Origin of the sequence: Kitasatospora sp. NPDC048286 (assembly GCF_043201735.1) — a bacterium.
Lineage (GTDB): Bacteria > Actinomycetota > Actinomycetes > Streptomycetales > Streptomycetaceae > Kitasatospora.
In genome coordinates this window covers 74,611-97,952 of the sequence record NZ_JBICZE010000008.1, presented here as the reverse complement: position 1 = coordinate 97,952, position 23,342 = coordinate 74,611, and the positions used below count along the sequence as shown (strand labels likewise).

The following is a 23,342-nucleotide window of genomic DNA, read 5'->3' as shown; positions in this document are numbered from 1 at the left end:
CCATCGTCAGGGTCACCGACCAGACCGGCATGCAGGTCTGCGGGCCGTCCCCGATCCCGGCCGGCTGGGTCGTCACCAAGCAGGGGTCTGGTGCCCAGTGCGGCGTCTACGTCGTTTACACCATCACCAAGTCGTCCTGATCCCGGAGGCGTTCGATCGAACCCGCCCCCCGGCCGCCCGGGGGGCGCTGTCCAAGCGGTAACCCCGGTGAGGCGCCCGGGACTTCACGGTTCCATCGCCGCCGGCCTGCTGCGCCGCCACGGCCACCAGCACACCTACGACCTGATCGGCGGCTACGGCGCCTGGGGCGCCGCCCCGGAGCAGTAGCCCCCTGCCCGCCCGGTGCGCGGCCTCGCCGGCGCACCGGGCGGGGGTGTCAGCCCGCGCCGCGGCACACCGCTCCCGGCCTTCAGCTTCGGGGGCCGGGTACCGCGGAGTAGGGGACGAAGGTGCTGGTGCGTTCGTCGACGGCCAGTGGGCGGCCGATGGCCGGGGCGGAGCGCTGCGGGCACGTGGGGCGTTCGCAGACCTTGCAGCCGAGGCCGATCGGGGTGGCGGCGCTCTCGTCGCCGAGGTCGAGGCCGGCCGAGTACACCAGCCGTCCGGCGTGGCGGATCTCGCAGCCGAGGCCGATGGCGAAGGCCTTGCCGGGGCGGCCCCAGCCGCCGGGGGAGCGGGTGACGGCGCGGGCGGTCCACAGGTAGCGGCGGCCGTCGGGCATGGCGGCGACCTGGACGTGGACCCGTCCCGGTGAGGCGAAGGCGTCGTAGACGTTCCAGAGCGGGCAGGTGCCGCCGGTGCGGGAGAAGTGGAAAGGCGTGGCGGACTGCCGCTTGGAGACGTTGCCGGCCCGGTCGACGCGCACGAAGGAGAACGGGACGCCGCGCAGCCGTGGGCGCTGGAGGGTGCTGAGCCGGTGGCAGACGGTCTCGTAGCCGACGCCGAAGTGGTCGGCGAGGTGCTCGATGTCGTAGCGGGCGGCCTCCGCCTGCGCGTGGAAGGCGGTGTACGGCAGGACGAGGGCGGCGGCGAAGTAGTTCGCCAGGCCGATCCGGGTGAGCGAGAACGCGGTGGAGCCTTCCGGGCTTTCCTGGACGGCGAGTTCGGACAGCAGGGAGTCGTGTTCCAGGTAGGCGAGCTGGGTGGCCATCCGGAAGGCCTGCTGGCCGGGGCGCAGCCGATCCGACAGGTGCAGGGTCCGGGTCTGCTCGTCGTACCGGTGCAGTTGTCCGTTTCCGGTGGCGATCCGGACCTGGTGCGTGGTGGCGAGCCGTTCGCTCAGCGCCTCCCTGACCCCGCCGCGCCTCAGCTTGATGGAGTCCGCCAACTCCTCTGCGGCCGTGTCGAGTTCGTGGAGGTAGTTGCGGCGGCTGTAGAAGAACTCCCGGACCTGTTCGTGCGGAGTGCGGGCGTTGGCCTCGGAGCCACGGTCCCCGGCGAGGACGGCAAGCTGTTCGGCCGCGTCGCGGCGGCCGCGGGCGAGATCCGTCAGCAGCCGTGCCACGGCGGGCAGTCGGGCAGCCAGCTCGTCGAGGTCGCCTGCGATGACTTGTCCGACGGTGATCTCCTCGCCGAGCGTGTCCCGTAGTTCGGCGCTGAGCCGGGCGCTGTCCGGCGGGGCGAAGTAGCCGGCCTCCACCCCGAAGGCCTCGGTGAGCCGAAGCAGCACGGGCACGGTCAGCGGCCGGGCGTCGTGCTCCAGCTGGTTGACGTAGCTGGGCGAGAGGTCGATCAGCCGGGCGAGGGCGGCCTGGCTGAGGCCGCGCTCCTCGCGCAGGCGGCGCAGCCGGGCACCGGCGAAGGCCTTTCCCATGTCGCTCCCTCCACTGCGCCCGCCCTGGGCGGATGCGGTGGAGGCAGCTTAGCCGTCGGGGTCGGGGCCGGATCGTCGCAACCTTCGCAGATTTGCTGATGATCGTTCGCAGAAGTTGGCATTGGTCCACCGGTGACGGCGGCCGGACAAGCTGCCAGAGTCGGTGGTGCGGCCGGGAGGTGCGCAGGACAACAGTGAAACACCAGGTCGGTCGCGCTCTGGTGGGTTGTCCGGGCGTCCACGTCCCGCGGTGTACCACCGCAGCCCGGCACCGTCCGGCCGCCCACTCGCCCGAGCGGTGAAGTGCCTCACACCCTTCGCAACGAGCATCCCCGGGAGCAGACCATGACGACGTCGGTTCGGCAGCAGCAGGAGCAGCGCGCGGCGGCGCTCGCCGCCCGGTGGGCGTCCGACCCGCGCTGGGCGGGCATCGGGCGCACCTACACGGCGGCCGAGGTGGTGCGCCTGTCGGGCACCGTGCGCGAGGAGCACACGCTGGCCCGGCGCGGTGCCGAGCGGCTGTGGACCCAGCTGCACGAGCAGGACTACGTCCACGCGCTCGGCGCGCTGACCGGCGGCCAGGCCGTGCAGATGGTGAAGGCCGGGCTCCAGGCGATCTACCTCTCGGGCTGGCAGGTCGCGGCCGACGCCAACCAGGCCGGGCAGACCTACCCCGACCAGAGCCTCTACCCCGCCAACTCCGTGCCGCAGGTGGTGCGCCGGATCAACAACGCGCTGCTGCGCGCCGACGGGATCGACGCGGCGGAGGGCAACGAAGGCCCGGACTGGCTGGTGCCGATCGTCGCCGACGCCGAGGCCGGCTTCGGCGGCCCGCTGAACGCCTTCGAGCTCACCAAGGGCATGATCGCGGCCGGCGCGGCGGGCATCCACTACGAGGACCAGCTCGCCTCCGAGAAGAAGTGCGGCCACCTCGGCGGCAAGGTGCTCGTGCCCACCGCCCAGCACGTCCGCACCCTCAACTCGGCCCGCCTGGCGGCCGACATCGCCGACGTGCCCACCCTGATCGTGGCCCGCACCGACGCGCTCGCCGCCAACCTGCTGACCACCGACGTGGACGAGCGCGACGCCCGCTTCTGCACCGGCGAGCGCACCGCCGAGGGCTTCTACCGGGTCGAGCCCGGCATGGCCCCGGTGATCTCGCGCGGCCTCGCCTTCGCCCCGTACGCCGACCTGCTCTGGGTGGAGACCGGCACCCCGGACCTCGCCCAGGCCCGCGAGTTCGCGGAGGCGATCAAGGCCGAGCACCCGGACAAGATGCTCGCTTACAACTGCTCGCCGTCCTTCAACTGGAAGGCCGCCCTGGACGACGACCAGATCGCCAAGTTCCAGCGCGAGTTGGGCGCCATGGGCTATCGCTTCCAGTTCATCACGCTGGCCGGATTCCACGCGCTCAACCACTCGATGTTCCAGCTCGCACGCGGCTACGCCGAGCACGGCATGACGGCCTACGTCGACCTCCAGGAGGCCGAGTTCGCCGCGGTGCCGGACGGCTACACCGCCGTGAAGCACCAGCGCGAGGTCGGCACCGGGTACTTCGACCTCGTCTCCACCGCGCTCAACCCGAACGCCGAGACGCTGGCGCTCACCGGCTCCACCGAGGCCGAGCAGTTCCACTGAGCGACCCGGGGAGACCTGAACCGCTACCGAGCCACCCTGGCGGCCTCGTTGGGGACGAGCCGCCGTCCACCCCGCCGCCCTGGGCCTCGTTGAGGGACGAGGCCCAGGGCGCCTTCCGCCCGCCCCATGGAGAGCCGGATGAGCCAGCCCAGCCGCATCGAGATCCTCGGCGCACACGAGGACCGCTTCGACGAGATCCTCACCCCCGAGGCGCTCGCCTTCCTCACCCGTCTGCACGACCGGTTCGCGGACCGCCGCACCGAGTTGCTCGCCGAACGCGGCCGTCGTGCCTCCGCGTTGGCCGCCGGCGGCACGCTGGACTTCCTCCCGGAGACCCGCACCATCCGCGAGGACCCCACCTGGCGGGTGGCCGGTGCCGGTCCCGGCCTGCACGACCGTCGGGTGGAGATCACCGGCCCGCCCGAGCGCCGGATGACCGTCAACGCCCTGAACTCCGGCGCGAAGGTCTGGCTGGCGGACTTCGAGGACGCCACCGCCCCGACCTGGCGCAACCTCGTCACCGGGCAGCTCAACCTGGTCGACGCGATCGAGCGGCAGATCGACGACACCACCCCGGAGGGCAAGCGGTACTACATCGGGAACGACCCGGCCACCATCGTCGTCCGCCCCCGCGGCTGGCAGCTGGACGAACGGCACCTGCTGATCGACGGCCGTCCCACCGTCGGAGCCCTGGTCGACTTCGGCCTCTACCTCTTCCACTGCGGCCGACCACAGATCGCGGCCGGCTCCGGCCCGTACTTCTACCTGCCCAAGCTGGAGAACCACCTCGAAGCCCGGCTCTGGAACGAGGTCTTCACGTTCGCCCAGGCCGACCTCGGTATCCAGCACGGCACGATCCGTGCCACCGTCCTGATCGAGACCATCACCGCCGCCTTCGAGATGGACGAGATCCTGTACGAGCTGCGCGAGCACGCCGCCGGCCTCAACGCGGGCCGCTGGGACTACCTGTTCAGCCTGATCAAGAACTTCGCCCAGCACGGCCCCCGGTACGTCCTGCCCGACCGGGCCTCCCTGACCATGACCCAGCCGTTCCTGCGCGCCTACACCGATCTGCTGGTGCGCACCTGCCACCGGCGCGGCGCCCACGCCATCGGGGGCATGGCCGCCGCGATCCCGCAGCGTGACCCGGAGGCCAACGCCGTCGCGTCGACCAAGGTCCGCGCCGACAAGGAGCGGGAGGCCGGTGACGGCTTCGACGGCTCCTGGGTCGCCCACCCCGGCCTGGTGGCCACCTGCCGCACCGCCTTCGACGCCGTCCTCGGAGAGCACCCGAACCAGCTCGACCGCACCCGCGAGGACGTCGAGGTCACCGCCGCCGACCTGCTGGGCGTCCAGCGGCTCTCGACCGGCCTGCCCACCGAGCAGGGCGTGCGCGCCAACGTCGCGGTCGCCCTGCGCTACCTGACGGCCTGGCTGGGCGGTGCCGGCGCGGTCGCCGTCTTCGGGCTGATGGAGGACGTCGCCACCGCCGAGATCGCCCGCTGCCAGCTCTGGCAGTGGCAGCACCACTGCACCCGCCTCACCGGTGGCTCGCTCGCCACCCCCGACCTGGTGCGCCGGCACATCGACCGGGAACGCGCCACGCTGCTCGCCGAGGGCGCCGACCCGGCGCTGGTGGACGACGCGGTGCGCGTCCTGGAGGACACCGCCCTCGGCGCCGACCTGCCGGCCTTCCTCACCACCGAGCCCTACGCCCGCCACCTGGTGCGCACCACCGCCCCGGCAGCCTGACCCACCCCCGTCCGCATCCACCCCGAAGGGGGCAACCGCATGAACGACATCCGCCGTGTGGCCGTCGTCGGCGCCGGGCAGATGGGCTCCGGCATCGCCGAGGTCTTCGCCCGTGCCGGCCTGGACACCATCGTCTGCGAGAACGGGTCGGCCGCACTGAGGGCCGCCCGCAGCCGGATCGACCGCTCCCTGCACCGCGCCGTCGACCGGGGCCGGATCAGCGAGGAGCAGAGCACCGACGCCTGGGCCCACCTGCTGTTCGCCGACGACCTGGAGGCGCTGGCCGACCGTCAGCTCGTCGTCGAGGCCGTCGTCGAGGACGAGGGAGTCAAGAGGGAGGTCCTCGGCACCCTGGACAAGGTGTTGTTCGCCGAGGACGCAGTCCTGGCCACCAACACCTCGGCCATCCCCGTCACCCGCCTGGGCATCACCACCGGCCGGGCCTCCCACGTGCTGGGCCTGCACTTCTTCAACCCGGCCCCGGTGATGCCGCTGGTCGAGCTGGTCTCCTCCCTGCACACGGCACGGGCCGTCCTCGACCGGGTGGAGACCTTCGCGGCCGAGGTGCTCGGCAAGCACGTCATCCGGTCCCGGGACCGGGCCGGCTTCGTCGTCAACGCCCTGCTGGTGCCGTACCTGCTGTCCGCGATCCGGATGGCCGAGGCAGGCCACGCCAGCCCCGAGGACATCGACGCGGGCATGGTCCACGGCTGCGCCCACCCCATGGGGCCGCTCCGACTCGCCGACCTGATCGGCCTGGACACCGTCGAGGCGATCGCCCGCTCGATGTACGACGAGTACAAGGAGCCGCTGTACGCCCCGCCGCCGCTGCTCTCCCGGATGGTCGAGGCCGGGCTGCTCGGCCGCAGGAGCGGACGCGGGTTCTACTCGCACCGAGCGGTGTAGCGAAGGGCGCGCGCCTCGCCGGTGCCCGGCCCCTGTCGCGGAGGGCCGGGCACCGGCGAGGCCTTGTGCTGTCGGTCCGACCGGTCGGGACGGCGTCGTCCTGGGACCCGGCCGCCCTCGAACCACTCACCCGGTGACGTACCGGGCCGGCAGGACGTTCTCGCGGCAGCACTCCGGCCGTGGACCCTGGTGAGGTGCAGCGGGTCCGCGCGCCCGTCGGCCGCGATCGCGTTCCGCCCCGTCGAGGACAGCGCGGTGCACCGCCCGGGCCAGCCGGGCGCCCCAGAGCGACCGCGGGCCGCCGAACGGATCGACCTCCCCACGCGCGTCCGGTGCCCGGACCGCCACGCACACCGCGTCGGACGGCGTGCCGGAACAGGCGTAGCCGGCGTCCAGGAGAGCCTGCACCTTGGCCTCGGTGGCGGTCGCCAGCAGGTTCACCAGGCCCCCATCGGACACCGGCGCCGGAACGACCGCGAGGATGTTGATCGTGCCGGGAACGTACCGGGCGGGCGCCGGGACGGCGGGGACCGGGGCGGCGGTGGGGGAGGCGGCGGCCCAGGTCGGGACACCGATGCCGGTCGTCACCAGGGCGACGGCACCGTTGTCCTCGGCCCAGGTGGAGTCGTCGACCTCCGCCGCGGTCATCAGCCCGACGCCGGGCCCGCGCAGGCCTTCGGCCTCCGCGAGTTCCGCCAGATGCCGGTCGGGGTCCATCCGGTCGTAGCCCGCCCGGACCTGGGCGTTCAGCACCCAGCCGCGCTCGCCGATCCCGCCGCCCAGGACCGCGCTGCTGACCATCCGCCAGCCCGGGCCGGCCTTCCACACCAGCTGGTGGCGGCACGATCCGTCCTCCGACCGGGCACGTCGCAGGACCACGGGTCGCCGGGCGTCCGGCACGAAGCTTTCCGTTGTCCTCACCTCGGAACGTCGGGGATGCGGTCCCTCCGGCCCTCCCGGGGCCTCCGGTGATCACCGACCGGCGGGCTCGTGCGGATCCTAGCGGTCCGCGGAATCCGCAGATCCACAGGCCGGGCGTGTACGGATTCCACAGATTGGCATGCTGGATCACCGGCCGTCCTGCGGGCAGGCTCGAATACTCCCCGCGGTCCGCAACGGCCGGGTATGGGTCCTCGAATGCCCGTCCTGCTTCAACCGTCCCGGCCCAAGGGTCGTCCGCCGCGCCGAGGTCCTGGTCCATGTCCTCCACGGTGTCCGCGCTGGTGCGGCAGTGGCCTTCGAGGAGGCCAGCCCCCGGCCGTAGCAGGGTGGAGCCGTCGAACCCGACCGTCACCCGCAGCGGCGCCCGCCACGGCAGCCGTCAGGGCCTCTTCTCGGGGGCCGGAGTGTGCGGCAGGAGCGCGCGGATGTCCGCGAGCAGGTCGGCGATCCCGCGTCCTTCGGCCAGGGGGCCGCCCGCCGGCTCGACCTGGCCGACGGGCAGGTGCGCCAGCACCCGCTCGACCTCGCCCAGCAGTTCCTGACTGCGTCGCAGGTCGAGCCGGAGTCTCGCGACGTGTGCCTGTGCTCCGCCCAGCTGGCGGCGGGCCGACTCCAGTCCGGCATGCTGGCCGGGGGTGAGGAGGATGACGTCGACGCCGTCCACCGTCGCCGTGCGGGGCTTCTCGCGCTTGGCCACGTGCTGACCTCTCGGTTCAGGTGGACGCCGCGTCGGCGGGCCGTGCGGCGGCTCCCGGGTCCGTCGGTGCTCCGGGCGCGTCCGCTGCCTCGAAGCGCACCGTGGGCTCGAAGTTGGCGCGGCGGGCGGCGCGGCGGAAGACGGTGAGGACGGCCGGCCCGACGACGAGGACGGCGGTGAAGGTGGTGACGGCGCGGCCGGTGTCCCAGCCGAGCGAGGTGGCGAGGTCGAAGAGCAGGTAGCGGTGCCACTGTTCGGTGAAGGGCAGGCCCGGCAGGTAGGCGATGGAGCTGTTCGGGTCGGTGGCGAACGGCCAGAAGGAGAGGTTGAGCAGGAAGCCGAACAGGTAGCCGGAGAACGCGCCGTAGGCGGCCAGCATCGGCACCTCCAGACGGGGCCGGGCCTTCGGCAGCAGTCCGGCGAGCATGCCGACGAAGGCGCAGCCGAACATCTGGTACGGCATCCAGGGGCCGACGCCGCCGGTGAGCAGGGCGGAGGCGAAGAGCGAGGTGCAGCCGAGGGTGAAGCCGAAGCCGGGGCCGAAGATCCGGCCGGCCAGGACGAGGATGAAGAAGACGGTCTCCACCCCGGCGGTTCCGGCGCCGAGGGGGCGGAGTCCGGCGTTGACGGCGGAGAGGACGCCGAGCATGGCGAGGGCCTTGGCGTCGATGCCGCCGGCGGAGATCTCGGCGATGACGACGGCGAGGACCAGGACGAGCAGGGCGCCGAAGATCAGTGGCGGGGCGTAGTTGGAGCCGAACGTGCCGGGGGCGACGACGAAGGGCCAGGTGAAGGCGACCAGGCCGATGAAGGCGGCCATGGCGACGACGACGCGGGCCCGGCCGGGGATCCGGACGGCGGTCACCGGGTGGCCTCCGCCGGTTCGAGGGCCTCGGCGACCTGCCGGGTGGTCAGGTAGGGCAGCGGGGCGAGGATCTTGGCGGTCTGCGGGGCGAAGGTGGGCGAGGCGACGATGACCTCGGCGGTCGGGCCGTCGGCGACGATCTCGCCCTCGGCCATCACGACCACCCGGTCGGCGGCGGAGGCGACGAACTCGACGTCGTGGGTGGAGACCACGACGGTACGGCCTTCGGCGGCGAGGGCGTCGACGATGCCGGTGAGCGCCTTCTTGGCCTGGTAGTCGAGCCCGCGGGTGGGCTCGTCCAGCAGTACGACCGTTGGTGCGGCGGCCAGTTGGATGGCCAGGACGAGGGCCAGTTTCTGGCCTTCGGAGAGGTCCCGGGGGTGGGTGTCGTCCGGGATCCCGGGGGCCAGCCGGTCCAGGATCCGCCGTGCGGTCGGCCCGTCCGCGCGGTCGGCCTCCTGGTCGCTCTGGGCGAGCTCCTGGGCGACCGTCTCCAGGTAGAGCAGGTCGGTGGGGGTCTGCGGGACGAGCCCCACCAACTGCCGGGCCCTGGCCGCGGGAAGGCGCTTGGGGTCCTCGGCCTTCCCTCCTTCGGCGCCGGTGATCTTCACGCTGCCGCCCTGCCGGGGCCCGGAGCCCTGCAGGGCCCACAGCAGCGAGGACTTGCCGGAGCCGTTGCGGCCCATCAGCGCGGTGACCTCGCCCGTGCGCAGCACCAGGTCGACGTCGCGGACGGCGGCCACCGGCCCGTACCGGACGACCACGCCCCGGGCGTCCAGCACCGGTTCCCCCGCCACCGCTGCCCGGCGCGGCGGGGGAACCGGCACGTTCGTGAGCCGTTCGCGCAGCGGCCCGGCGGCGCGGCGGGCGTCCCGGACGGACAGCGGCAGCGGCCGCCAGCCGGCCAGGCGGCCGAGGTCGACGACGGGCGGCGCGATCGCGGTGTGCCGGAAGACCTCCGCCGGCGGCCCGTGCACGACCGTCCCGTCGCCGGGCAGGTAGGCGACCCGGTCGGCGTACTGGACGACCCGCTCCAGGCGGTGTTCGGCCAGCAGGACGGTCACGCCGAGGTCGTGCACCAGCCGGGTGATCGCGGCCAGCACCTCCTCGGCGGCGGTCGGGTCGAGCGCGGAGGTCGGTTCGTCGAGGACCAGGACGCGCGGGTGGGCGGTGAGCACGGAGCCGATGGCGACGCGCTGCTGCTGCCCGCCGGAGAGCTCGTGCAGGGCGCGGTGGCGCAGGTCGGCCAGGCCGAGCAGGTCGAGGGTCTCCTCGACGCGCTTGCGCATGACGTCCGGCGGGATCGCCAACTGCTCCATGACGTAGGCGAGTTCCTCCTCCACCGTGTCGGTGGTGAAGCCGGCCAGCGGGTCCTGGCCCACCACACCGACCACGTCGGCGAGTTCGCGCGGCGGGTGGTGGGCGGTGTCGCGGCCGTCCACGGTGACCCGGCCGCGGAGGGTGCCGCCGGTGAAGTGCGGCACCAGGCCGTTGACGGCGCCGAGCAGGGTGGACTTGCCGGCGCCGGTACGGCCGACCACCAGGCAGAGCTCGCCCTCCGGGACGTGCAGGTCGACGTCGCGCAGGACGGGCGTGCTCTCGCCGTCGTACACCACACTGACCTGGTCGAATCGGATCACGTGCTCACCTCGGAGGTCGTGCGGTCGGTGCGTGTGCGGTCGGTGCGTGTGCGGTCGGTGCGTGGGTCGCCGGCCCCGCGGGGTGCGCCGGCGGCCACCGGCGTACGGCCGGGCGGCGGCGAGACGATCCCGGCGGCGCCCGCCAGCAGCAGGGCCAGCACCGGGACGAGCGGCAGCGCCGGCCAGGTCAGCGGGTAGAGGGAGGGGTTGAGGTCGGTGGCGTCGTAGCCGACGGTGGCGAACAGCAGGACGGCGGCGGTCACCCCGCAGCCGGCGACCGCCCATTCGGCGGCCCGCCAGCGGTCCGGGCGGTAGGTGGTGCGCCGCACCCGCCGGCCGCCGAGCAGCAGGCCCGCCACGCAGAGCACGGCGCCCGCGAGGAAGGCCGGCAGTCCGAGTGCGGCGGGAGCCGTGCCGTCGAGGAGCCCGTACACCCCGGCGCACAGGCCGCACATGCCGAGCAGCATCAGCGCGCCGGTGAGCCGGCGGGAGCGCCGGGAGGCCGTGCCGGAGCGTCCGTAGCCGCGGGAGTCCATCGCGGCGGCCAGGTGCAGCGAGCGCTCCAGCGCGTCCTCCAGGACCGGCACCACGATGCTGCGCAGCGCCCGGACGCCCTTGCGCCGACCGGCGCGCAACCGCCGTGCCCGGGCGACGCGTTGGACGCTCTGCACCAGCTGGGGCGCGACGCTGAGCGACACCGTCACGGCGACGCCCAGCTCGTACAGCGCGCCGGGCAGCACCCGCAGGGCCCGCTTGGGGTTGGCGAGGGTGTTGGCGGCGCCGATGCAGCAGATCAGGCAGGCCAGCCGCAGGCCGTCGAAGGCCGCGGAGAGCGTCGCCTCCAGGGAGACCGGTCCGCCGATCCGGATCCCCGCGTACCAGTCGGGGGTGGGGACGTGCGGCAGGGAGAAGAGCAGGTGGTCGTTCGGGGTGATGCCGGTGGCGAAGACGCACCGGAAGAGCACCCGGATCGCGACCACGGTCAGCGCCACCCACAGGTAGTAGCCGAATCCGCGTGCCCACGGGGCCTCGCTGCGGCGGGCGGTGACCACGTAGCCGAGCACGGCGAGGACGAGCAGGAGCAGCAGCGGGTTGGTGGTGCGGCTGGCGGCCGTCGCCAGGGCCAGCGCCCAGGCCCACCAGGCCAGCGGGTGCAGGTTCCGTGGGACGCGCCGGCCCCCCGCGGCGCGCGCGGTGGTGCCGTGCCGTGGGGAATCGTGGTTGTCGAGCATGGTCACCGGATCACTCGGCCCGTCGGCGCCGCTGCCGCGCGGCGACCAGGGTGGCCACGCCGACCACCGCGAGGAGGACGGCGCCGATCAGGGCGGGGAGCATCGACCCGGTCTTGTGCGGGGCGTCGGCAGCCGGGGCGGCGTCCACCACGGCGGGACCGGCCGCGTTCGTGGAGGTCGGGGCCCCGGTGGCCGCGACGGCGGTGTCGGTGGCGGTCGCCGACGGCGTGTCGGTCGGCTGGGCGGCGGGCGTCTCGGCGGGGGTGGTCGGCTCGGTGGGAACGCCGCCCGGGTCCGCCGCGGACGGTGCGGGGGCCTCGGCCGACGGGCTCCCCGGCGCGGGGCGACCGCCCGCGGCGCCGCCCGCGGGCGGCTGCTTCACGCCGCCGGACGCACCGTTGGCGCTCCCGCCGGAGGAACCGGATCCCGCGGAGGTGCCCGAGCCGCCGGAGGAACCGGCGCCGCCCGATGTCCCGCCGCCGGAGCCGCCGGAGCCGCCGTTCGTGCCGCCGTTCGTGCCGCCGTTCGTGCCGCCCGAGGAGCCCCCGGCCGGCGGCTGGGGCGGCTGAGGGTCGGTACCCGAACCGCCCGGGGTGGTGTTGTGGGCCCGGACACTGTCCGGTGAGAAGGTCGGGCGGCCTTCGGTGCCCTCGATGTTGGTGCCGCCGAAGATCCACAGGTCGACGCTGCCGGGCTTCGGCTGGTAGAGCATCGCGCCGAGCTGGCTGTAGGACCACGTGTTCTGCCCGGGGTCGGCGTGCCAGTACGACCAGTAGGCGGTTGCCGGGGGCGTCAGGACACACTTCTCCTGGTCCGGGGTCGGGTACTGCTTGCCGCCCTGGAAGCCGCTGTAGCCGATCCGGCAGATGAACGCCGGACCGTCGTGCCCGGTCCCGGTGGTCTTCCAACCGCCCTGGTTGAGCAGGGTGTAGCCGGTGGTCGGGGTGGTTCCGCAGGACCGCAGCAGCGGACCGCCCCACTTGCCGAAGTCCACGGCGAGCACCACGCCGGAGGTGGTGGTGCACTGGTCGATCGGCAGCGATGTCGCGGACGCCGGGGCCGTGCCCGCGGCGACGCCGCCGCACGCGAGGGCGAAGGTCAGGGCCGCCGCCCCGGAGAGTCGCGCGAGGCGCCCGCCGAGTGCCCGGCTCACCGGTGCCGCCCCGGGGCGGCCGCGGTACGGCGACGGGCGATCAGGACGGCCGCGGCGCCGAGCGCGGTCAGCGCGCCGGCACCCGCCGTCAGCGCCAGCGCCCGGGTGCCGGTACGGGCCAGGCCGCCGGAGCCGCTCCCGGCCTGGGAGCCGCCGTCCACGGCCACGGCCGGCGTGGTCGTCGTGGCGGGACCGGTCGGGCTCGCCGTGCCGGTGGGCGTCGCCGGGGGAGTGCCGGTCGGCGTCCCGGTCGGGGTGCCCGTCCCGGTCGGCGTGGGCGTGGGTGTCGGCGTGCCCTGGAGGCTGCGGGCCAGCGTGCCGAAGGAGATCCCGGTGGCACCGCCCAGCACCTGCGTCGAGGCGCGGACGTCCGAGCCCGGCTGCCCGGCGGAGGCGACGTTGAACCCGCCGTCGCTGTTCTGCTGGCCGGCCAGGAAATCGAGCGCCTTGGCGATCTGGCCCTCGTAGGCGGCCTTGCGCAGCGTCATGCCCTGGACGGCGAGGGCCGCCGAGTTGGTCGAGTGGCCGGCCGCACCGGGGAAGCCGCCGTCGGGCAGCTGCTGGGCGGCGAGCCAGCCGAGCCCCTGGTCGACGGCCCGGGCTGCGGCGTCGTCGCCGGGGACGAGGGCGAGGGCCATGACGGCCATCGCCGTGCTGTCCACGTCGGAGTCGCCGGTGGCGGGGATCAGGCTCGGCCAGGAGCCGTCCTGGTGCTGGAGGCCCTTCAGGTAGGCGATGGCGGGGGCGGCGCTGGCGGCGTCCCCCGCCCGGAGCTGGGCCATGATCCCGAGGGCCTGGGAGAACACCGACGTCGCGTAGCCGTAGTTGCCCGGGGCGTCGCAGCCGGTGCTCGGATCGGCCTTCGTGCACACCAGGGCGGCGAGGGCGGCGATCAGGTCGTGGCCGCCGAAGGCGCGCGGGTCGCGTCCGACCACCTCGGCGAGCAGCGCCTCCTTGCCGATCGAGCCGCCGCCGGCGTACTCGGTGCCGATGCCCGTCCAGGTGTTGACGGTGCGCTCGCTCGCGTCCTTGCCCTGCTGGTCCAGGAAGTCGACGATCCCGCGCAGCGCGGCGTCGTCGGTGCCGGTGGCGGCGAGGGCGTAGGCGCCGTCGATGGTGAGGCCGAAGTCGGCGAAGGCCGGGAAGCCCTCGTAGTAGTGGCCGTCGATCAGCCGGGCCGGATCGGTGAGGTAGGCGCTGCCCCTGGCGGCGTCGGGCTTCCGTCCGGCGGGCGGGGTCGGCGTCGTGCCGGCGCCGTCGGGGTTGTGCCGGACGCTGGTGAGGTCGGTGCCGGTCAGGGCCAGGATCGCCTGCTCGGTGGCGGCGGCGTCGGGGTCGGTGGTGGAGGCGTCGGGGCCGAAGCCGCCGTCCTTGTTCTGAAGGGCGGCGAGCCAGGCGGTAGCGGTGGCCCGGTGGGCGCCCTGGCCGGTGGCCTTGAACGCCTGGGCGGCGCTCGCGGTGCTGAGGGTGTCGCCGGGGGCGCCGGCGTACGGGAGGAGGGAGCCGTCGGGCTGCTGGCTCGCCGCGAGCTGGTCGGCGGCCTTCCGCGCGGCCGCTTCGTACCCGGGGGCCGTGCGCAGGGCGAGGACGGCCATGGCGGTGGTGAGCGGGTCGGATTCGCAGTGCTCACCGGCGACGATCATCGATCCGGCGATTCCGCCGTCGGCGCACTGGAGGGCGGTGAAGCGGGCCTGTGCCGCGGCGGGCGGCGTGACGCCGGCGCGCTGGAGGGCGATGACGCCGAGGGACTGGACCCAGGGCGAGGCCGCGCCGAGGAAGTCGCCGGCGGCGGTGCACCTGCCGTTCTCGCCGGCCGCGGTGCAGACGTGGTCGGTGAGCGCGGCGATCAGGTCCCGGCCGCCGAAGGAGCGGGGGTCGCCGCCGGTGCTCTCGGCCACGAGGGCCAGCAGCGCGGCGGCCCTGGTGTCGGGCTGGGCGGTCGGGCCGTCGGGGTACAGGAACGCGTCGGTGCGGGCGGTGAGGAAGGCGAGCACCTTGCGCAGGGCCGGGTCCTGGCTGCCGGAGGCGGCGAGTGCGACGGCGGTGAGGGCGGTCCGGGGGTAGTCCGGTCCGGGGGTGGCCCAGTTCTCCGTGTGGTCGCCGCCGACGAGCTGACCGGCCAGCCACGCGGCGGCGGCCGCCGGGTCGCCGGTGGCGGAGGGCCCGGTCGGGGTGGCGGTCGGGGTCGGGGTCGCCGAGGGCGAGGTGGAGGGCGAGGGGCCGCCGTTCTTGGCCCGCAGGGAGTCCGGGGTGAAGCTCGGCGCCCCGCTGGTGCCGCCGATGTCGGTGCCGCCGTACACCCAGGCCTCGACCTCGCCGGGCTTGGGCTGCTGCGTCCCGGCGCCGAACCGGCTGTAGGACCAGGCCTGTTGGCCGGGTTCGGCGATCCAGTACGACCAGTAGGCGGTGGCCTGCGGGGTGTTGACGCAGGGTTCCTCGGCGGGTGTCGGGTACTGGACGCCGCCGTTGAAGGTTCCGGTGCCGAGCCGGCAGATGAAGGCGGGCCCGTCGTGCTCGGTCCCGGCGGTGGTGAAGCCCGCGTTGTGCAGCAGGTTCATCCCGGTCGTGGGGTGGGCGTCGCAGCCCCGGACGACACCGCCGCCCCAGTGTGTGAAGTCCACGGCGACGATCGCGCCGGTCGTCGCCGTGCACTGCTCGACCGGGTCGGCGGCGGCGGTGCCCGGGTGCCCGAGCAGGACCGTGCCGCAGGCGGCGGCCGCGACGGTGCCTGCGACCACCAGGGACCCGAGGTCCCGGTTTCTGTGACGTGCGCGACTGCTGCTGACCCTCACGACGACTCCCCGGTCGGTCGACGCGGGAGACCACGGCGCAGCCTACGGCCGCCCGTGGACGTGAACACGGGGCCGTCAAGAGCTGCGTCGTAGTCCGCGACGACGCAAGTGCTGTGTGAACAGACCCCCGGTCCAGGCATTCCGGCTCACCCACCGGTGGTGGGTCTACGGTTGCGGGTCAGCGCCGGAGTTGGACCGGCTTCCCCTGAATGCCGAGGGCGAAAAACCGATTCATCAGACCACGGCGTCCGACGGCGAGTCAACGGGTCGTCAGGTAGGTCACACCACCTCGTCGGCCGGTCCGCCGTGCGGTAGCGTCCGCGGTGGCCGAGTGGGGGAACCCGGTGCGACTCCGGGGCTGACGCGCAGCGGTGTGGGGTGGCGGTCGAGCCGTCCCGAGCCCGAATGCCCGCCCGGCCGCGCACCACGGCGAATGCCGGCCCACGCGATCCGGGCGGCGACCGCTCCGGCAGTCGCGCGCTCCCGAACGGACGCCGGGCCTCCGGGGCAGGGTCGGCGCCCGCCACCCCAAGGAGCCTGACCCGTGCCCCTCCCCACCCCGAAGCGGACCACCCCGGCCCGTGCCGCCTCCGCGGCCACCGTCGCCCTGACGGCCGGAGCCCTGCTGCTGACCGCCGTCCCCGCCCACGCGACGGCCACCCCGACCCAGATAGCCACCTCCAAGAGCACCGGCGTCACCTACCTGAAGTCCCTCCAGGCCGCCGACGGCAGCTACGCCACCGGCGGGCTCTCCAACGAGTGGGCCTTCAGCGCGCTGGCGGCCGCCGGCACCGCCGCGGCGGACGTCACCCCCGGCGGTGACACCACCAAGAACGCCCGCCTGGTGTACCGCAACCAGCTCGCCGCCGCCGGCTGGCCCGGCGGCTCGCCGGTGGTCACCGACTACGAGCGCGGCATCCTCAACTCCTACGCGGCCGGCATCGACCCGGCCCGGGTCGGCCCCGGCCGCAACCTGATCGCCGACGCGGTCGCCTACTGGCAGAGTGCCGAGCCCGGCTACTACGGCCCGTCCGCCAACTTCAACGGCACCGTCTTCGGCCTGCTCGCCCTGGCCGGGGCGAAGACCCAGGCCGGCGCCCAGCGCGCCCCGCAGGCCCTGCTGAACGCCTCCGTCACCGCCGTGCGCGCCAACCAGCACAACGACGGCGGCTGGAACTACAGCAAGGCCGCGGGCGACCCGACCGCGCTCGCCCAGGGCAGCGACATCGACATGACCGGCGCGGCCATGGCCTCGCTGTGCGCCGGCGGCGTGCCCAACACCGATCCCGCGATCGTCGCCGCCAAGAACTTCCTCAAGGGCAAGCTCGCCTCGTCCGGGGCGTTCAACGCCATGTTCGGCGTGAACACCGACTCCAACGGCTGGGCCGTGTCCGGCCTCAACGCCTGCGGCATCAACCCCCAGGGCGCCGACTTCACCAGCGGCACCGGCAAGACCCCGGTCGACTTCCTCATCGCCCAGCAGTTCAAGCCCGGCGGCGGCTTCAAGTACCTGCCCACCGACACCACCCCGTCCCCCTACGCCTCCGTGGACGGGCTGCGCGCCGTCGCCGGGGCCGGGTTCACCGCCACGCCGCCGGCCCCGACCACCGCGGGCGAACCCACCTGGGCCGCCACCACCGGCTTCACCGCCGGCACCGCCGCCAGGCTCGCCCTGGTCGTCGACGACGGCACCGGCACGCCCAAGGTCTGCGCCGTCACCCTCACCCCGACCGGCACCACCGCGACCCTCGGTGACGTCCTCGACGCGGCAGGCAGCGCCACCCCGGGCGGCTGCGTCACCTCCGTCACGCCGTCCACCGGCGGCGGCACCGTCACCGCGCTCAACGGCACGGCCAACAGCGGCTCGTTCACCTGGCAGGTCAGCCTGGACGGCGGCGCCGTGACCGGCGCCACCCGGGCCACCACGGTCCACCTCGGCGACACCGTCTCGCTGCGCTACGGCAGCTGACCGCACGGCGCCGGAGGGGAGCCGACCACGGGTCGCCTCCCCTCCGGCGGGGCAGAACCATGACGGCCCGACGGATCCGCCGCCGGACCACAGGACAGGGGGAACGGATGCCGACGGGTGTTTCCGGATGGGTGGCAGGCGGCTACGTGGCCTTGGTCGGCGGGCTGGCCGTCCTGGGCGGGCTGACGGAGAACGGGCGCTACTACCTCGCGTCGATCGTCCTCACCCTTCCCGTCGGCCTCGTCGCGCTGGCCGCCCTCTACCTCGCACGAGGGGTGCTGACCGGCATCGGCGGACTGTTCACCGAGACCACACTGCCGAACGGCGAGGAACCCGGCTGGCTGACCACGGCCGGCATCGTGGCCAACACGCTGCTGTTCACCGTGGCGGCCGTCGCCACCGTGCTGCTGGTCGAGCGCTTCGTCCGCCGCCGGAGGGTGGCGCACGGCAGGTGAACCCGGGCACGCGGTGCCCCGGCCCCCACGTGGCAGGGGCCGGGGCACCGGCGTCGCGTCGGACGTCAGGGCGCCGTGATGCCCGGCTGGGCGCCGGCGCCGAAGGACCAGCCCTCGACGTCACCCGGCGCCGGGTTGTAGCTGCCCGCGCCCAGGCTGCTGTACGACCAGGGGCCGCCGTGCTGGGCGTGCCAGTACGACCAGTAGGCGCTGCCGGTCGGGTTGGTGCAGGTCGTCGGCAGCGCGTTGATCGTGCAGACGAAGCCCGGGTAGCGCGGGTGGAAGGCGTACGAGAACCCGGCGCCGGTCAGCGCGGCCAGGCCGCTGGCGGGGTCCCCGGGCGCGCAGCCGGTCTGGATGCCGCCGCCGACGGCGGTGAAGTCGACCACGACGGTGACGCCGGTGGTGCCGCTGCAGGCGGCGGCCCGGGCCTGCGGGGCCTGGGCGGCGGAGACGCCGAGCAGGCCGGCGGTGAGAGCCGCGGCGGCGGCGATCGAGCCGAGCGTGCGGCGGGCGGGGCGGGATGCGGTGACGGTGTCGGTCATCGGTGAACTCCTCGCAGTCTCGGGCTCGTTCAGCGGGTGGCCGGTGCCGGGCAGGCCAGGGTGGGGGAGTCGGGACGCGCGCCGGCGGCGGAGAGCGTCGACAGCGGGGTGCCGGCGAGGCCGAGGACGGCCTGCGCGGTGGCCCGGGTGCCGCTGGCCGCGTTGAAACCGGTCGCGTCGTAGGCGACCGCGCCCCGCACCACCGGATCGGCGGAGCAGCCCTGCTGGAACTTGACCAGCCGGCTCCAGCCCTTGAGGCCGGTGCCGAAGCGCCCGCCGGAGAGCAGGGCCTGGGTGGCCAGGCCGGTGGTGTTGGCGTTGGAGGTGGTGGCCCCCGCGGCCGCGAAGCCGCCGTCGGCGTTCTGGTGGGCGGCCAGCCAGTCGAGGCCGGTGTTCGCCTTGGCGGTGCGGCCGGTGGCGGCGAGGGCCTGCACGGCGAGGGCGGTGGCGTCCGGGTCACCGGCGCAGGTGGGTTGGCCGAAGGAGATGGGGAAGCCGCCGTCCGCGCACTGGCTGTTCGCGAGGAAGTCCACGGCCGCCGTCGGGGCGTCACCGGAGGTGCGGTGCAGGGCGATCAGGGCCAGCGACTGGCCGAAGGCGTTGCTGTAGTCGCCCCACTGGGAGCGGTCGGAGAAGCGCCCCTCCGCGGTCTGGAGCGAGCGCAGCCGCGAGGGCAGGTCGACGCCGCCGAAGCTCGCGGGGTTCGCGCCGCGCACCTCGACGGCGAGCAGCAGCTTGGCGGTCGCGCCCGCGTACGCCTCGGTCGTGCCGTCGCCCAGGTAGCCGGAGAGGATCTCGGGCTTCGCCAGCCAGGCGGTCGCCTTGGCGGCGGCCTCGTCGGAGCTGCGCGAGGCCGCGAAGGCCAGCACGGCGTCGATGGTCAGGCCCTGGTCGGGGTAGGCGGTGCCGTTGAAGACGGACTCGAAGTGGTCCCCGTCGACGAGTTGGCGGGCCAGCCAGCCGGCCGCCGCGGCGTCGGGAAGGACGGTCCTGGACGAGGCCGTGTCGGCGTGGGCGGCGGTGGCGGTGGCGGTGGCGGGGAGCGCGGTGGCGAGCGCCAGGGCGGGTATCGCGAGCAGACCGAGAGTGCGGCGGAGCGTGGGCATGGGTGCCTTTCCGGGCCTGGACGCAGGGGCCCGGAGGACAGCGGCACGGTGCCGGGGCAGCCCTCGGAGCTCCGGCCCGCAGACCACGACGGGAGGAGGGGACGACACGCCTCCGCCGACGGGTACTCGGGCTCGCCGCCGACATGGCGTCGACGGCCTACCGTTGCGGGTCAGCGCCGGATTCGGACCGGACTTCCCCCATCGGCGGAGTCAGAACATGACGGCTCATCATGGCGAAACGGGAAAGATCCGGTCAAGGGATCGTGCGTCACAGCACGGTGTTCGAAGCCTCCCGCGACGCTGCTCCGGTAGGTCCTGAGCCGACGGGCGGTGCGCCACCCCGTCGAGGGGGGCGCACCGCGCGGGCCGTCAGCGGTTGCGGAACTCCGGCGGGCGCTTCTCGGTGAAGGCGGCCATGCCCTCCTTCTGGTCCGCCGTGGCGAAGGTGGCGTGGAAGAGCCGGCGCTCGAAGCGGACGCCTTCGGCGAGGGTGGTCTCGTACGAGCGGTCGACGCTTTCCTTGAGCATGATCGCCGCCGGGGCGGACATCGCCGCGATGGTTTCGGCGGTGGCCAGCGCCTCGGTGAGCAGCTGGTCGGCCGGGACGATCCGGGAGACCAGGCCGGCCCGCTCGGCCTCCTCGGCGCCCATCATCCGGCCGGTCAGGCACAGTTCCATGGCCTTGGCCTTGCCGACCGCGCGGGTCAGTCGCTGCGAGCCGCCGATGCCGGGGTAGGTCATGCGGTGCCCTTCCCGAGGGTGGTGATGATGGCGGAGAAGTCCAGCCCGGCGCCGTCGGCCGCCGCGAAGTCGGCGTACAACTGCGCTGCCCTGCGCCCGAGTTCGGTGGGCAGGCCGGCGGATTCGGCCGCCCCGGCGGCCAGTCCGAGGTCCTTGGCCATCAGGGCGGCGGCGAACCCGGCCGCGTAGTCGCGGTTCGCCGGGCTGGTGGGGACGGGCCCGGGGACGGGGCAGTTGGACGTGAGCGCCCAGCACTGCCCGGAGGCGGCGGAGGCCACGTCGAACAGCGCCTCGTGGCTGAGCCCGAGGCTCTCCCCGAGGACGAAGGCCTCGCTGACCGCGATCATCGAGACGCCCAGGATCATGTTGTTGCAGATCTTCGCGGCCTGCCCCGACCCGGAGGCGCCGCAGTGCACGACCCGGCGGCCCATCGCGGCCAGCAACGGTTCGGCCTCGCCGAAGTCGGCGTCCTCCGCGCCGACCATGAAGGTCAGGCTCGCGGCCTCGGCGCCGGGCACACCACCGGACACCGGCGCGTCGACGGCCCGGTGCCCGGTCGTGCGGGCCAGGTCGGCGGCGATCCGGGCGTCCCCGACGGCGATGGTGGAGCAGTCCACGAACAGCGCCTCGCGCGCGGCGGCGGTCAGGCCCTCGTAGGCCCCCAGCACGTGCCGGCCGGTCGGCAGCATGGTGATGACCACCTCGGCCCCGGCCACCGCCCGCTCCGCCGACTCGGCGACGGCGATCCCGTGGCCCGCCGCCCGCTCACGGGCGTCCGCCGCGAGGTCGTAGCCGGTCACCCGGTGGCCGGCCTTGACGAGGTTGGCGGCCATCGGGCCGCCCATGTTGCCCAGTCCGATGAATCCGATGTCGAGGGTCACCAGCGCTCCAGGGGTGTGGTGGCGGCGAGGCCGAGTTCGCGCTCGCCGAGCGGGGCGAAGTAGCGGGCCACAGCGGCGGGTTCGACGGCGCCCAGCGCCGCCGGGCTCCACCGCGGCGAACGGTCCTTGTCGATCACCTGGGCCCGGATGCCCTCGGCGAGGTCGCCGGTGGCCAGGGCCGCGCAGGAGGTGCGGTACTCCTGGTCCAGGACGGCCTCCAGCGGGCCGAGGGCGCGGGCCCGTCGCAACGCGGCCAGCGTGGCCTTCACGGCGGTGGGCGAGTTGGCGGTGATCTGGTCGACGGCCTTCTTCGCCTCCGGTTCACCGCTGTCCCGCAGCCGGTCGAGGATCTCCTCGACGGTGCCGGCCGCGTAGCACCGGTCGATCCATCCGCGCTGTCCGTCCAGCACACCGGCCGGCGCCGGTCCGACGTGCCGTTCGAGGGCGTCGTGCACGGGCAGCTCGGCGAGGTCGTCGAGCAGCGCCGGGACCTTCTCCGTGGCAACGAAGTGGTCGGCGAGCCCACAGAGCAGCGCGTCCGCGGCACCGACGGAACCGGCGGTCAGGGCCAGGTGGGTGCCCAACTCGCCCGGAGCGAGCGCGAGCAGGTACGTGCCGCCGACATCGGGGACGAAGCCGATGCCCGCCTCCGGCATGGCCACGCGGGTCGTCCCGGTGACGATGCGGACGCTGCCGTGGGCGGAGACGCCGACGCCGCCGCCCATCACGATGCCGCTCATGAGCGCCACGTAGGGCTTGGGGTAGCGGGCGATCCGGGCGTTGAGGCGGTACTCGTCGCGCCAGAACTCCTCGACGGCGCCCCGGTCCCCGCCGGTGGCGGCGCGGTGGATGGCGACGATGTCGCCGCCCGCGCAGAAGGCCCGTTCACCGGCGCCGGTGACGACGACGGTGTCGACCCGGTCGTCCTCCTCCCAGGCGTCCAGGGCCTGCGCGATCCGCCGCACCATGCCGTGGGTGAGGGCGTTCAGGGCCGCCGGCCGGTTGAGGACGATCAGCCCGGCCCGGCCCTCCCGCTGGACGAGGACCTCCGCGGTGTCGTTCGGGGTCATCACGCGGCTCCGGTCAGGCCGCGGGCGACGATGACACGCATGATCTCGTTGGTCCCTTCCAGGATCTGGTGCACCCGCAGGTCGCGGACGATCTTCTCGATGCCGTACTCGGCCAGGTAGCCGTAGCCGCCGTGCAGTTGGAGGGCCTGGTTGGCGACCTCGAAGCCGGTGTCGGTGGCGTAGCGCTTGGCCATCGCGCACAGCTGGGGCGCCCGGGGATCGCCCCGGTCCAGGGCGGCCGCCGCCCGCCATACCAGCGCCCTGGCCGCCTCCAACTCCGTCGCCATGTCGGCGAGTCGGAACTGCAGGGCCTGGGAGTGCAGGAGCCGGGCGCCGAACGCCTCGCGGTCCGCCAGGTAGCCGGTGGCGCGCTCCAGGGCGTCCTGCGCGCCGCCGAGCGAGCAGGCGGCGATGCCGAGTCGGCCCCCGTTCAGCCCGCTCATGGCGATCCGGAAGCCCTCGCCCTCCGCGCCGAGCAGGCGGTCGGCGGGCAGGCGCACCCCGTCGAGGAGCACCTGCCGGGTGGGCTGGGCGTTCCAGCCCATCTTCCGCTCGTTCGGCCCGAACGAGACGCCGGGGTCGTTCCGTCGGACGACGAAGGCGGACACCCCGTCGGCCCCCGGGCCGCCGGTGCGGGCCATCACCAGGTAGACCTCGGAGGCGCCGGCGCCGGAGATGAACTGCTTGACGCCGTCGAGCACCCAGGCGTCCCCGTCCCGGCGGGCCCGGGTGGTGAGCGCGGCGGCGTCCGAGCCGGCGCCCGGCTCGGTGAGGCAGTAGCTGGCGGGGGTCTCCATCGTGCAGAGACCAGCCAGCCACCGGGCGCGCTGGGCGTCGTCGCCGTAGCGGTCGATCATCCAGGCGACCATGTTGTGGATGGACAGGTAGGCGGCGATCGAGGGGCAGCCGGTCGCCAGCGCCTCGAAGACGAGCACGCCGTCGGCGCGGGTGAGCCCGGATCCGCCGGACTCCTCGCCGACGTAGACGCCGGCCAGGCCGACCTCCGCCGCCTTGCGCAGCACGTCCACCGGGAAGTGCTTGGCCTGGTCCCACTCGACGGCGTTCGGTGCGAGGTGCTCGCGGGCGAAGGCCCGGGTCGTCTCGACGATGGCGAGTTGATCGTCGGTCAGTTGCGTGTGCACGGC

The 23,342-nt window shown here is 74.3% G+C and carries 18 protein-coding genes, 1 pseudogene and 3 riboswitches; of the genes and pseudogenes, 5 read left to right on the top strand and 14 right to left on the bottom strand.

What is annotated here, in order from left to right; all coding sequences use genetic code 11:
- Nucleotides 1-409: 409 nt before the first annotated feature.
- The gene (locus ACGF13_RS20555; RefSeq protein WP_392877051.1) at nt 410-1,813 is read right to left on the bottom strand and encodes a short-chain fatty acyl-CoA regulator family protein; all 1,404 of its coding nucleotides are present in this window, start codon (nt 1,811-1,813) and stop codon (nt 410-412) included.
- Between the two features lie 345 nt (nt 1,814-2,158).
- Between ACGF13_RS20555 and aceA the strand changes: the two genes are divergently transcribed.
- From aceA to ACGF13_RS20540, 3 genes are all read left to right on the top strand, one after another.
- Nucleotides 2,159-3,451 (top strand): isocitrate lyase, encoded by a 1,293-nt coding sequence (gene aceA, locus ACGF13_RS20550; protein WP_392877050.1) that lies wholly within the window; start codon nt 2,159-2,161, stop codon nt 3,449-3,451.
- Nucleotides 3,452-3,589: 138 nt separating this feature from the next.
- Complete coding sequence (gene aceB, locus ACGF13_RS20545; protein WP_392877048.1) at nt 3,590-5,203, top strand: malate synthase A; 1,614 nt, start codon at nt 3,590-3,592, stop codon at nt 5,201-5,203.
- A gap of 39 nt (nt 5,204-5,242) precedes the next feature.
- Entirely contained in the window at nt 5,243-6,109 is an 867-nt protein-coding gene (locus ACGF13_RS20540) for a 3-hydroxybutyryl-CoA dehydrogenase (RefSeq protein ID WP_392877046.1), read from the top strand.
- A gap of 126 nt (nt 6,110-6,235) precedes the next feature.
- Here the strand turns inward: ACGF13_RS20540 and ACGF13_RS20535 are convergent, their stop codons facing one another.
- The 7 genes from ACGF13_RS20535 to ACGF13_RS20505 form a co-directional block, all read right to left on the bottom strand.
- Nucleotides 6,236-6,988: an adenosylcobinamide amidohydrolase gene (locus ACGF13_RS20535; protein ID WP_392877045.1), complete on the bottom strand. Its 753-nt coding sequence runs from the start codon at nt 6,986-6,988 to the stop codon at nt 6,236-6,238.
- 442 nt (nt 6,989-7,430) lie between these two features.
- Nucleotides 7,431-7,748 carry a hypothetical protein gene (locus tag ACGF13_RS20530; RefSeq protein ID WP_392877043.1) on the bottom strand — a complete coding sequence of 106 codons (318 nt, stop codon included), beginning with the start codon at nt 7,746-7,748 and terminating at the stop codon, nt 7,431-7,433.
- Nucleotides 7,749-7,764: 16 nt separating this feature from the next.
- The gene (locus ACGF13_RS20525; RefSeq protein ID WP_392877585.1) at nt 7,765-8,568 is read right to left on the bottom strand and encodes an ECF transporter S component; all 804 of its coding nucleotides are present in this window, start codon (nt 8,566-8,568) and stop codon (nt 7,765-7,767) included.
- A gap of 41 nt (nt 8,569-8,609) precedes the next feature.
- On the bottom strand, nt 8,610-10,253 hold the full coding sequence (locus ACGF13_RS20520) for an ABC transporter ATP-binding protein (RefSeq protein WP_392877042.1): 1,644 nt from the start codon (nt 10,251-10,253) through the stop codon (nt 8,610-8,612).
- Nucleotides 10,250-11,485, bottom strand: a complete 1,236-nt coding sequence (locus ACGF13_RS20515) for a CbiQ family ECF transporter T component (protein ID WP_392877040.1) — start codon at nt 11,483-11,485, stop codon at nt 10,250-10,252. Before ACGF13_RS20515 ends, ACGF13_RS20520 begins: the two co-directional genes overlap by 4 nt.
- A gap of 10 nt (nt 11,486-11,495) precedes the next feature.
- On the bottom strand, nt 11,496-12,587 hold the full coding sequence (locus tag ACGF13_RS20510) for a hypothetical protein (protein ID WP_392877583.1): 1,092 nt from the start codon (nt 12,585-12,587) through the stop codon (nt 11,496-11,498).
- Nucleotides 12,588-12,634: 47 nt separating this feature from the next.
- A complete protein-coding gene (locus ACGF13_RS20505; RefSeq protein WP_392877038.1) occupies nt 12,635-15,376 on the bottom strand; it encodes a prenyltransferase/squalene oxidase repeat-containing protein in 2,742 nt (913 codons plus the stop codon).
- A gap of 167 nt (nt 15,377-15,543) precedes the next feature.
- Nucleotides 15,544-15,674: riboswitch (cobalamin riboswitch) on the bottom strand.
- Between the two features lie 90 nt (nt 15,675-15,764).
- Nucleotides 15,765-15,841: riboswitch (cobalamin riboswitch) on the top strand.
- Between the two features lie 196 nt (nt 15,842-16,037).
- Between ACGF13_RS20505 and ACGF13_RS20500 the strand changes: the two genes are divergently transcribed.
- Nucleotides 16,038-17,399 (top strand): hypothetical protein, encoded by a 1,362-nt coding sequence (locus ACGF13_RS20500; RefSeq protein ID WP_392877581.1) that lies wholly within the window; start codon nt 16,038-16,040, stop codon nt 17,397-17,399.
- Between the two features lie 107 nt (nt 17,400-17,506).
- Complete coding sequence (locus ACGF13_RS20495) at nt 17,507-17,854, top strand: hypothetical protein (protein WP_392877037.1); 348 nt, start codon at nt 17,507-17,509, stop codon at nt 17,852-17,854.
- 65 nt (nt 17,855-17,919) lie between these two features.
- Here ACGF13_RS20495 and ACGF13_RS20490 read toward each other — a convergent pair whose 3' ends face one another.
- The 6 genes and pseudogenes from ACGF13_RS20490 to ACGF13_RS20465 all read right to left on the bottom strand — a co-directional run bounded on the left by ACGF13_RS20490 (nt 17,920) and on the right by ACGF13_RS20465 (nt 23,339).
- Nucleotides 17,920-18,399: a flagellar hook-length control protein FliK gene (locus ACGF13_RS20490; RefSeq protein ID WP_392877035.1), complete on the bottom strand. Its 480-nt coding sequence runs from the start codon at nt 18,397-18,399 to the stop codon at nt 17,920-17,922.
- 29 nt (nt 18,400-18,428) lie between these two features.
- The gene (locus tag ACGF13_RS20485) at nt 18,429-19,505 is read right to left on the bottom strand and encodes a prenyltransferase/squalene oxidase repeat-containing protein (protein WP_392877033.1); all 1,077 of its coding nucleotides are present in this window, start codon (nt 19,503-19,505) and stop codon (nt 18,429-18,431) included.
- Nucleotides 19,506-19,604: 99 nt separating this feature from the next.
- A riboswitch (cobalamin riboswitch) is annotated at nt 19,605-19,745 on the bottom strand.
- 129 nt (nt 19,746-19,874) lie between these two features.
- Nucleotides 19,875-20,237 (bottom strand): annotated as a pseudogene (locus ACGF13_RS20480) (enoyl-CoA hydratase-related protein); the annotation flags it as partial.
- 5 nt (nt 20,238-20,242) lie between these two features.
- Nucleotides 20,243-21,127, bottom strand: a complete 885-nt coding sequence (mmsB, locus tag ACGF13_RS20475; protein ID WP_392877031.1) for a 3-hydroxyisobutyrate dehydrogenase — start codon at nt 21,125-21,127, stop codon at nt 20,243-20,245.
- On the bottom strand, nt 21,124-22,197 hold the full coding sequence (locus ACGF13_RS20470; RefSeq protein WP_392877030.1) for an enoyl-CoA hydratase/isomerase family protein: 1,074 nt from the start codon (nt 22,195-22,197) through the stop codon (nt 21,124-21,126). Before ACGF13_RS20470 ends, mmsB begins: the two co-directional genes overlap by 4 nt.
- Nucleotides 22,197-23,339 carry an acyl-CoA dehydrogenase family protein gene (locus ACGF13_RS20465; RefSeq protein WP_392877028.1) on the bottom strand — a complete coding sequence of 381 codons (1,143 nt, stop codon included), beginning with the start codon at nt 23,337-23,339 and terminating at the stop codon, nt 22,197-22,199. Before ACGF13_RS20465 ends, ACGF13_RS20470 begins: the two co-directional genes overlap by 1 nt.
- Nucleotides 23,340-23,342 lie beyond the last annotated feature (3 nt).

Excerpts from the sequence above, each read along its gene's own strand:
- ACGF13_RS20555 (WP_392877051.1), bottom strand. The coding sequence starts at position 1,813 with ATGGGAAAGGCCTTCGCCGGTGCCCGGCTGCGCCGCCTGCGCGAGGAG.
- aceA (WP_392877050.1), top strand. The coding sequence starts at position 2,159 with ATGACGACGTCGGTTCGGCAGCAGCAGGAGCAGCGCGCGGCGGCGCTC.
- aceB (WP_392877048.1), top strand. The coding sequence starts at position 3,590 with ATGAGCCAGCCCAGCCGCATCGAGATCCTCGGCGCACACGAGGACCGC.
- ACGF13_RS20540 (WP_392877046.1), top strand. The coding sequence starts at position 5,243 with ATGAACGACATCCGCCGTGTGGCCGTCGTCGGCGCCGGGCAGATGGGC.
- ACGF13_RS20525 (WP_392877585.1), bottom strand. The coding sequence starts at position 8,568 with ATGGCCGCCTTCATCGGCCTGGTCGCCTTCACCTGGCCCTTCGTCGTC.
- ACGF13_RS20515 (WP_392877040.1), bottom strand. The coding sequence starts at position 11,485 with ATGCTCGACAACCACGATTCCCCACGGCACGGCACCACCGCGCGCGCC.
- ACGF13_RS20495 (WP_392877037.1), top strand. The coding sequence starts at position 17,507 with ATGCCGACGGGTGTTTCCGGATGGGTGGCAGGCGGCTACGTGGCCTTG.
- ACGF13_RS20490 (WP_392877035.1), bottom strand. The coding sequence starts at position 18,399 with ATGACCGACACCGTCACCGCATCCCGCCCCGCCCGCCGCACGCTCGGC.
- ACGF13_RS20485 (WP_392877033.1), bottom strand. The coding sequence starts at position 19,505 with ATGCCCACGCTCCGCCGCACTCTCGGTCTGCTCGCGATACCCGCCCTG.
- ACGF13_RS20470 (WP_392877030.1), bottom strand. The coding sequence starts at position 22,197 with ATGACCCCGAACGACACCGCGGAGGTCCTCGTCCAGCGGGAGGGCCGG.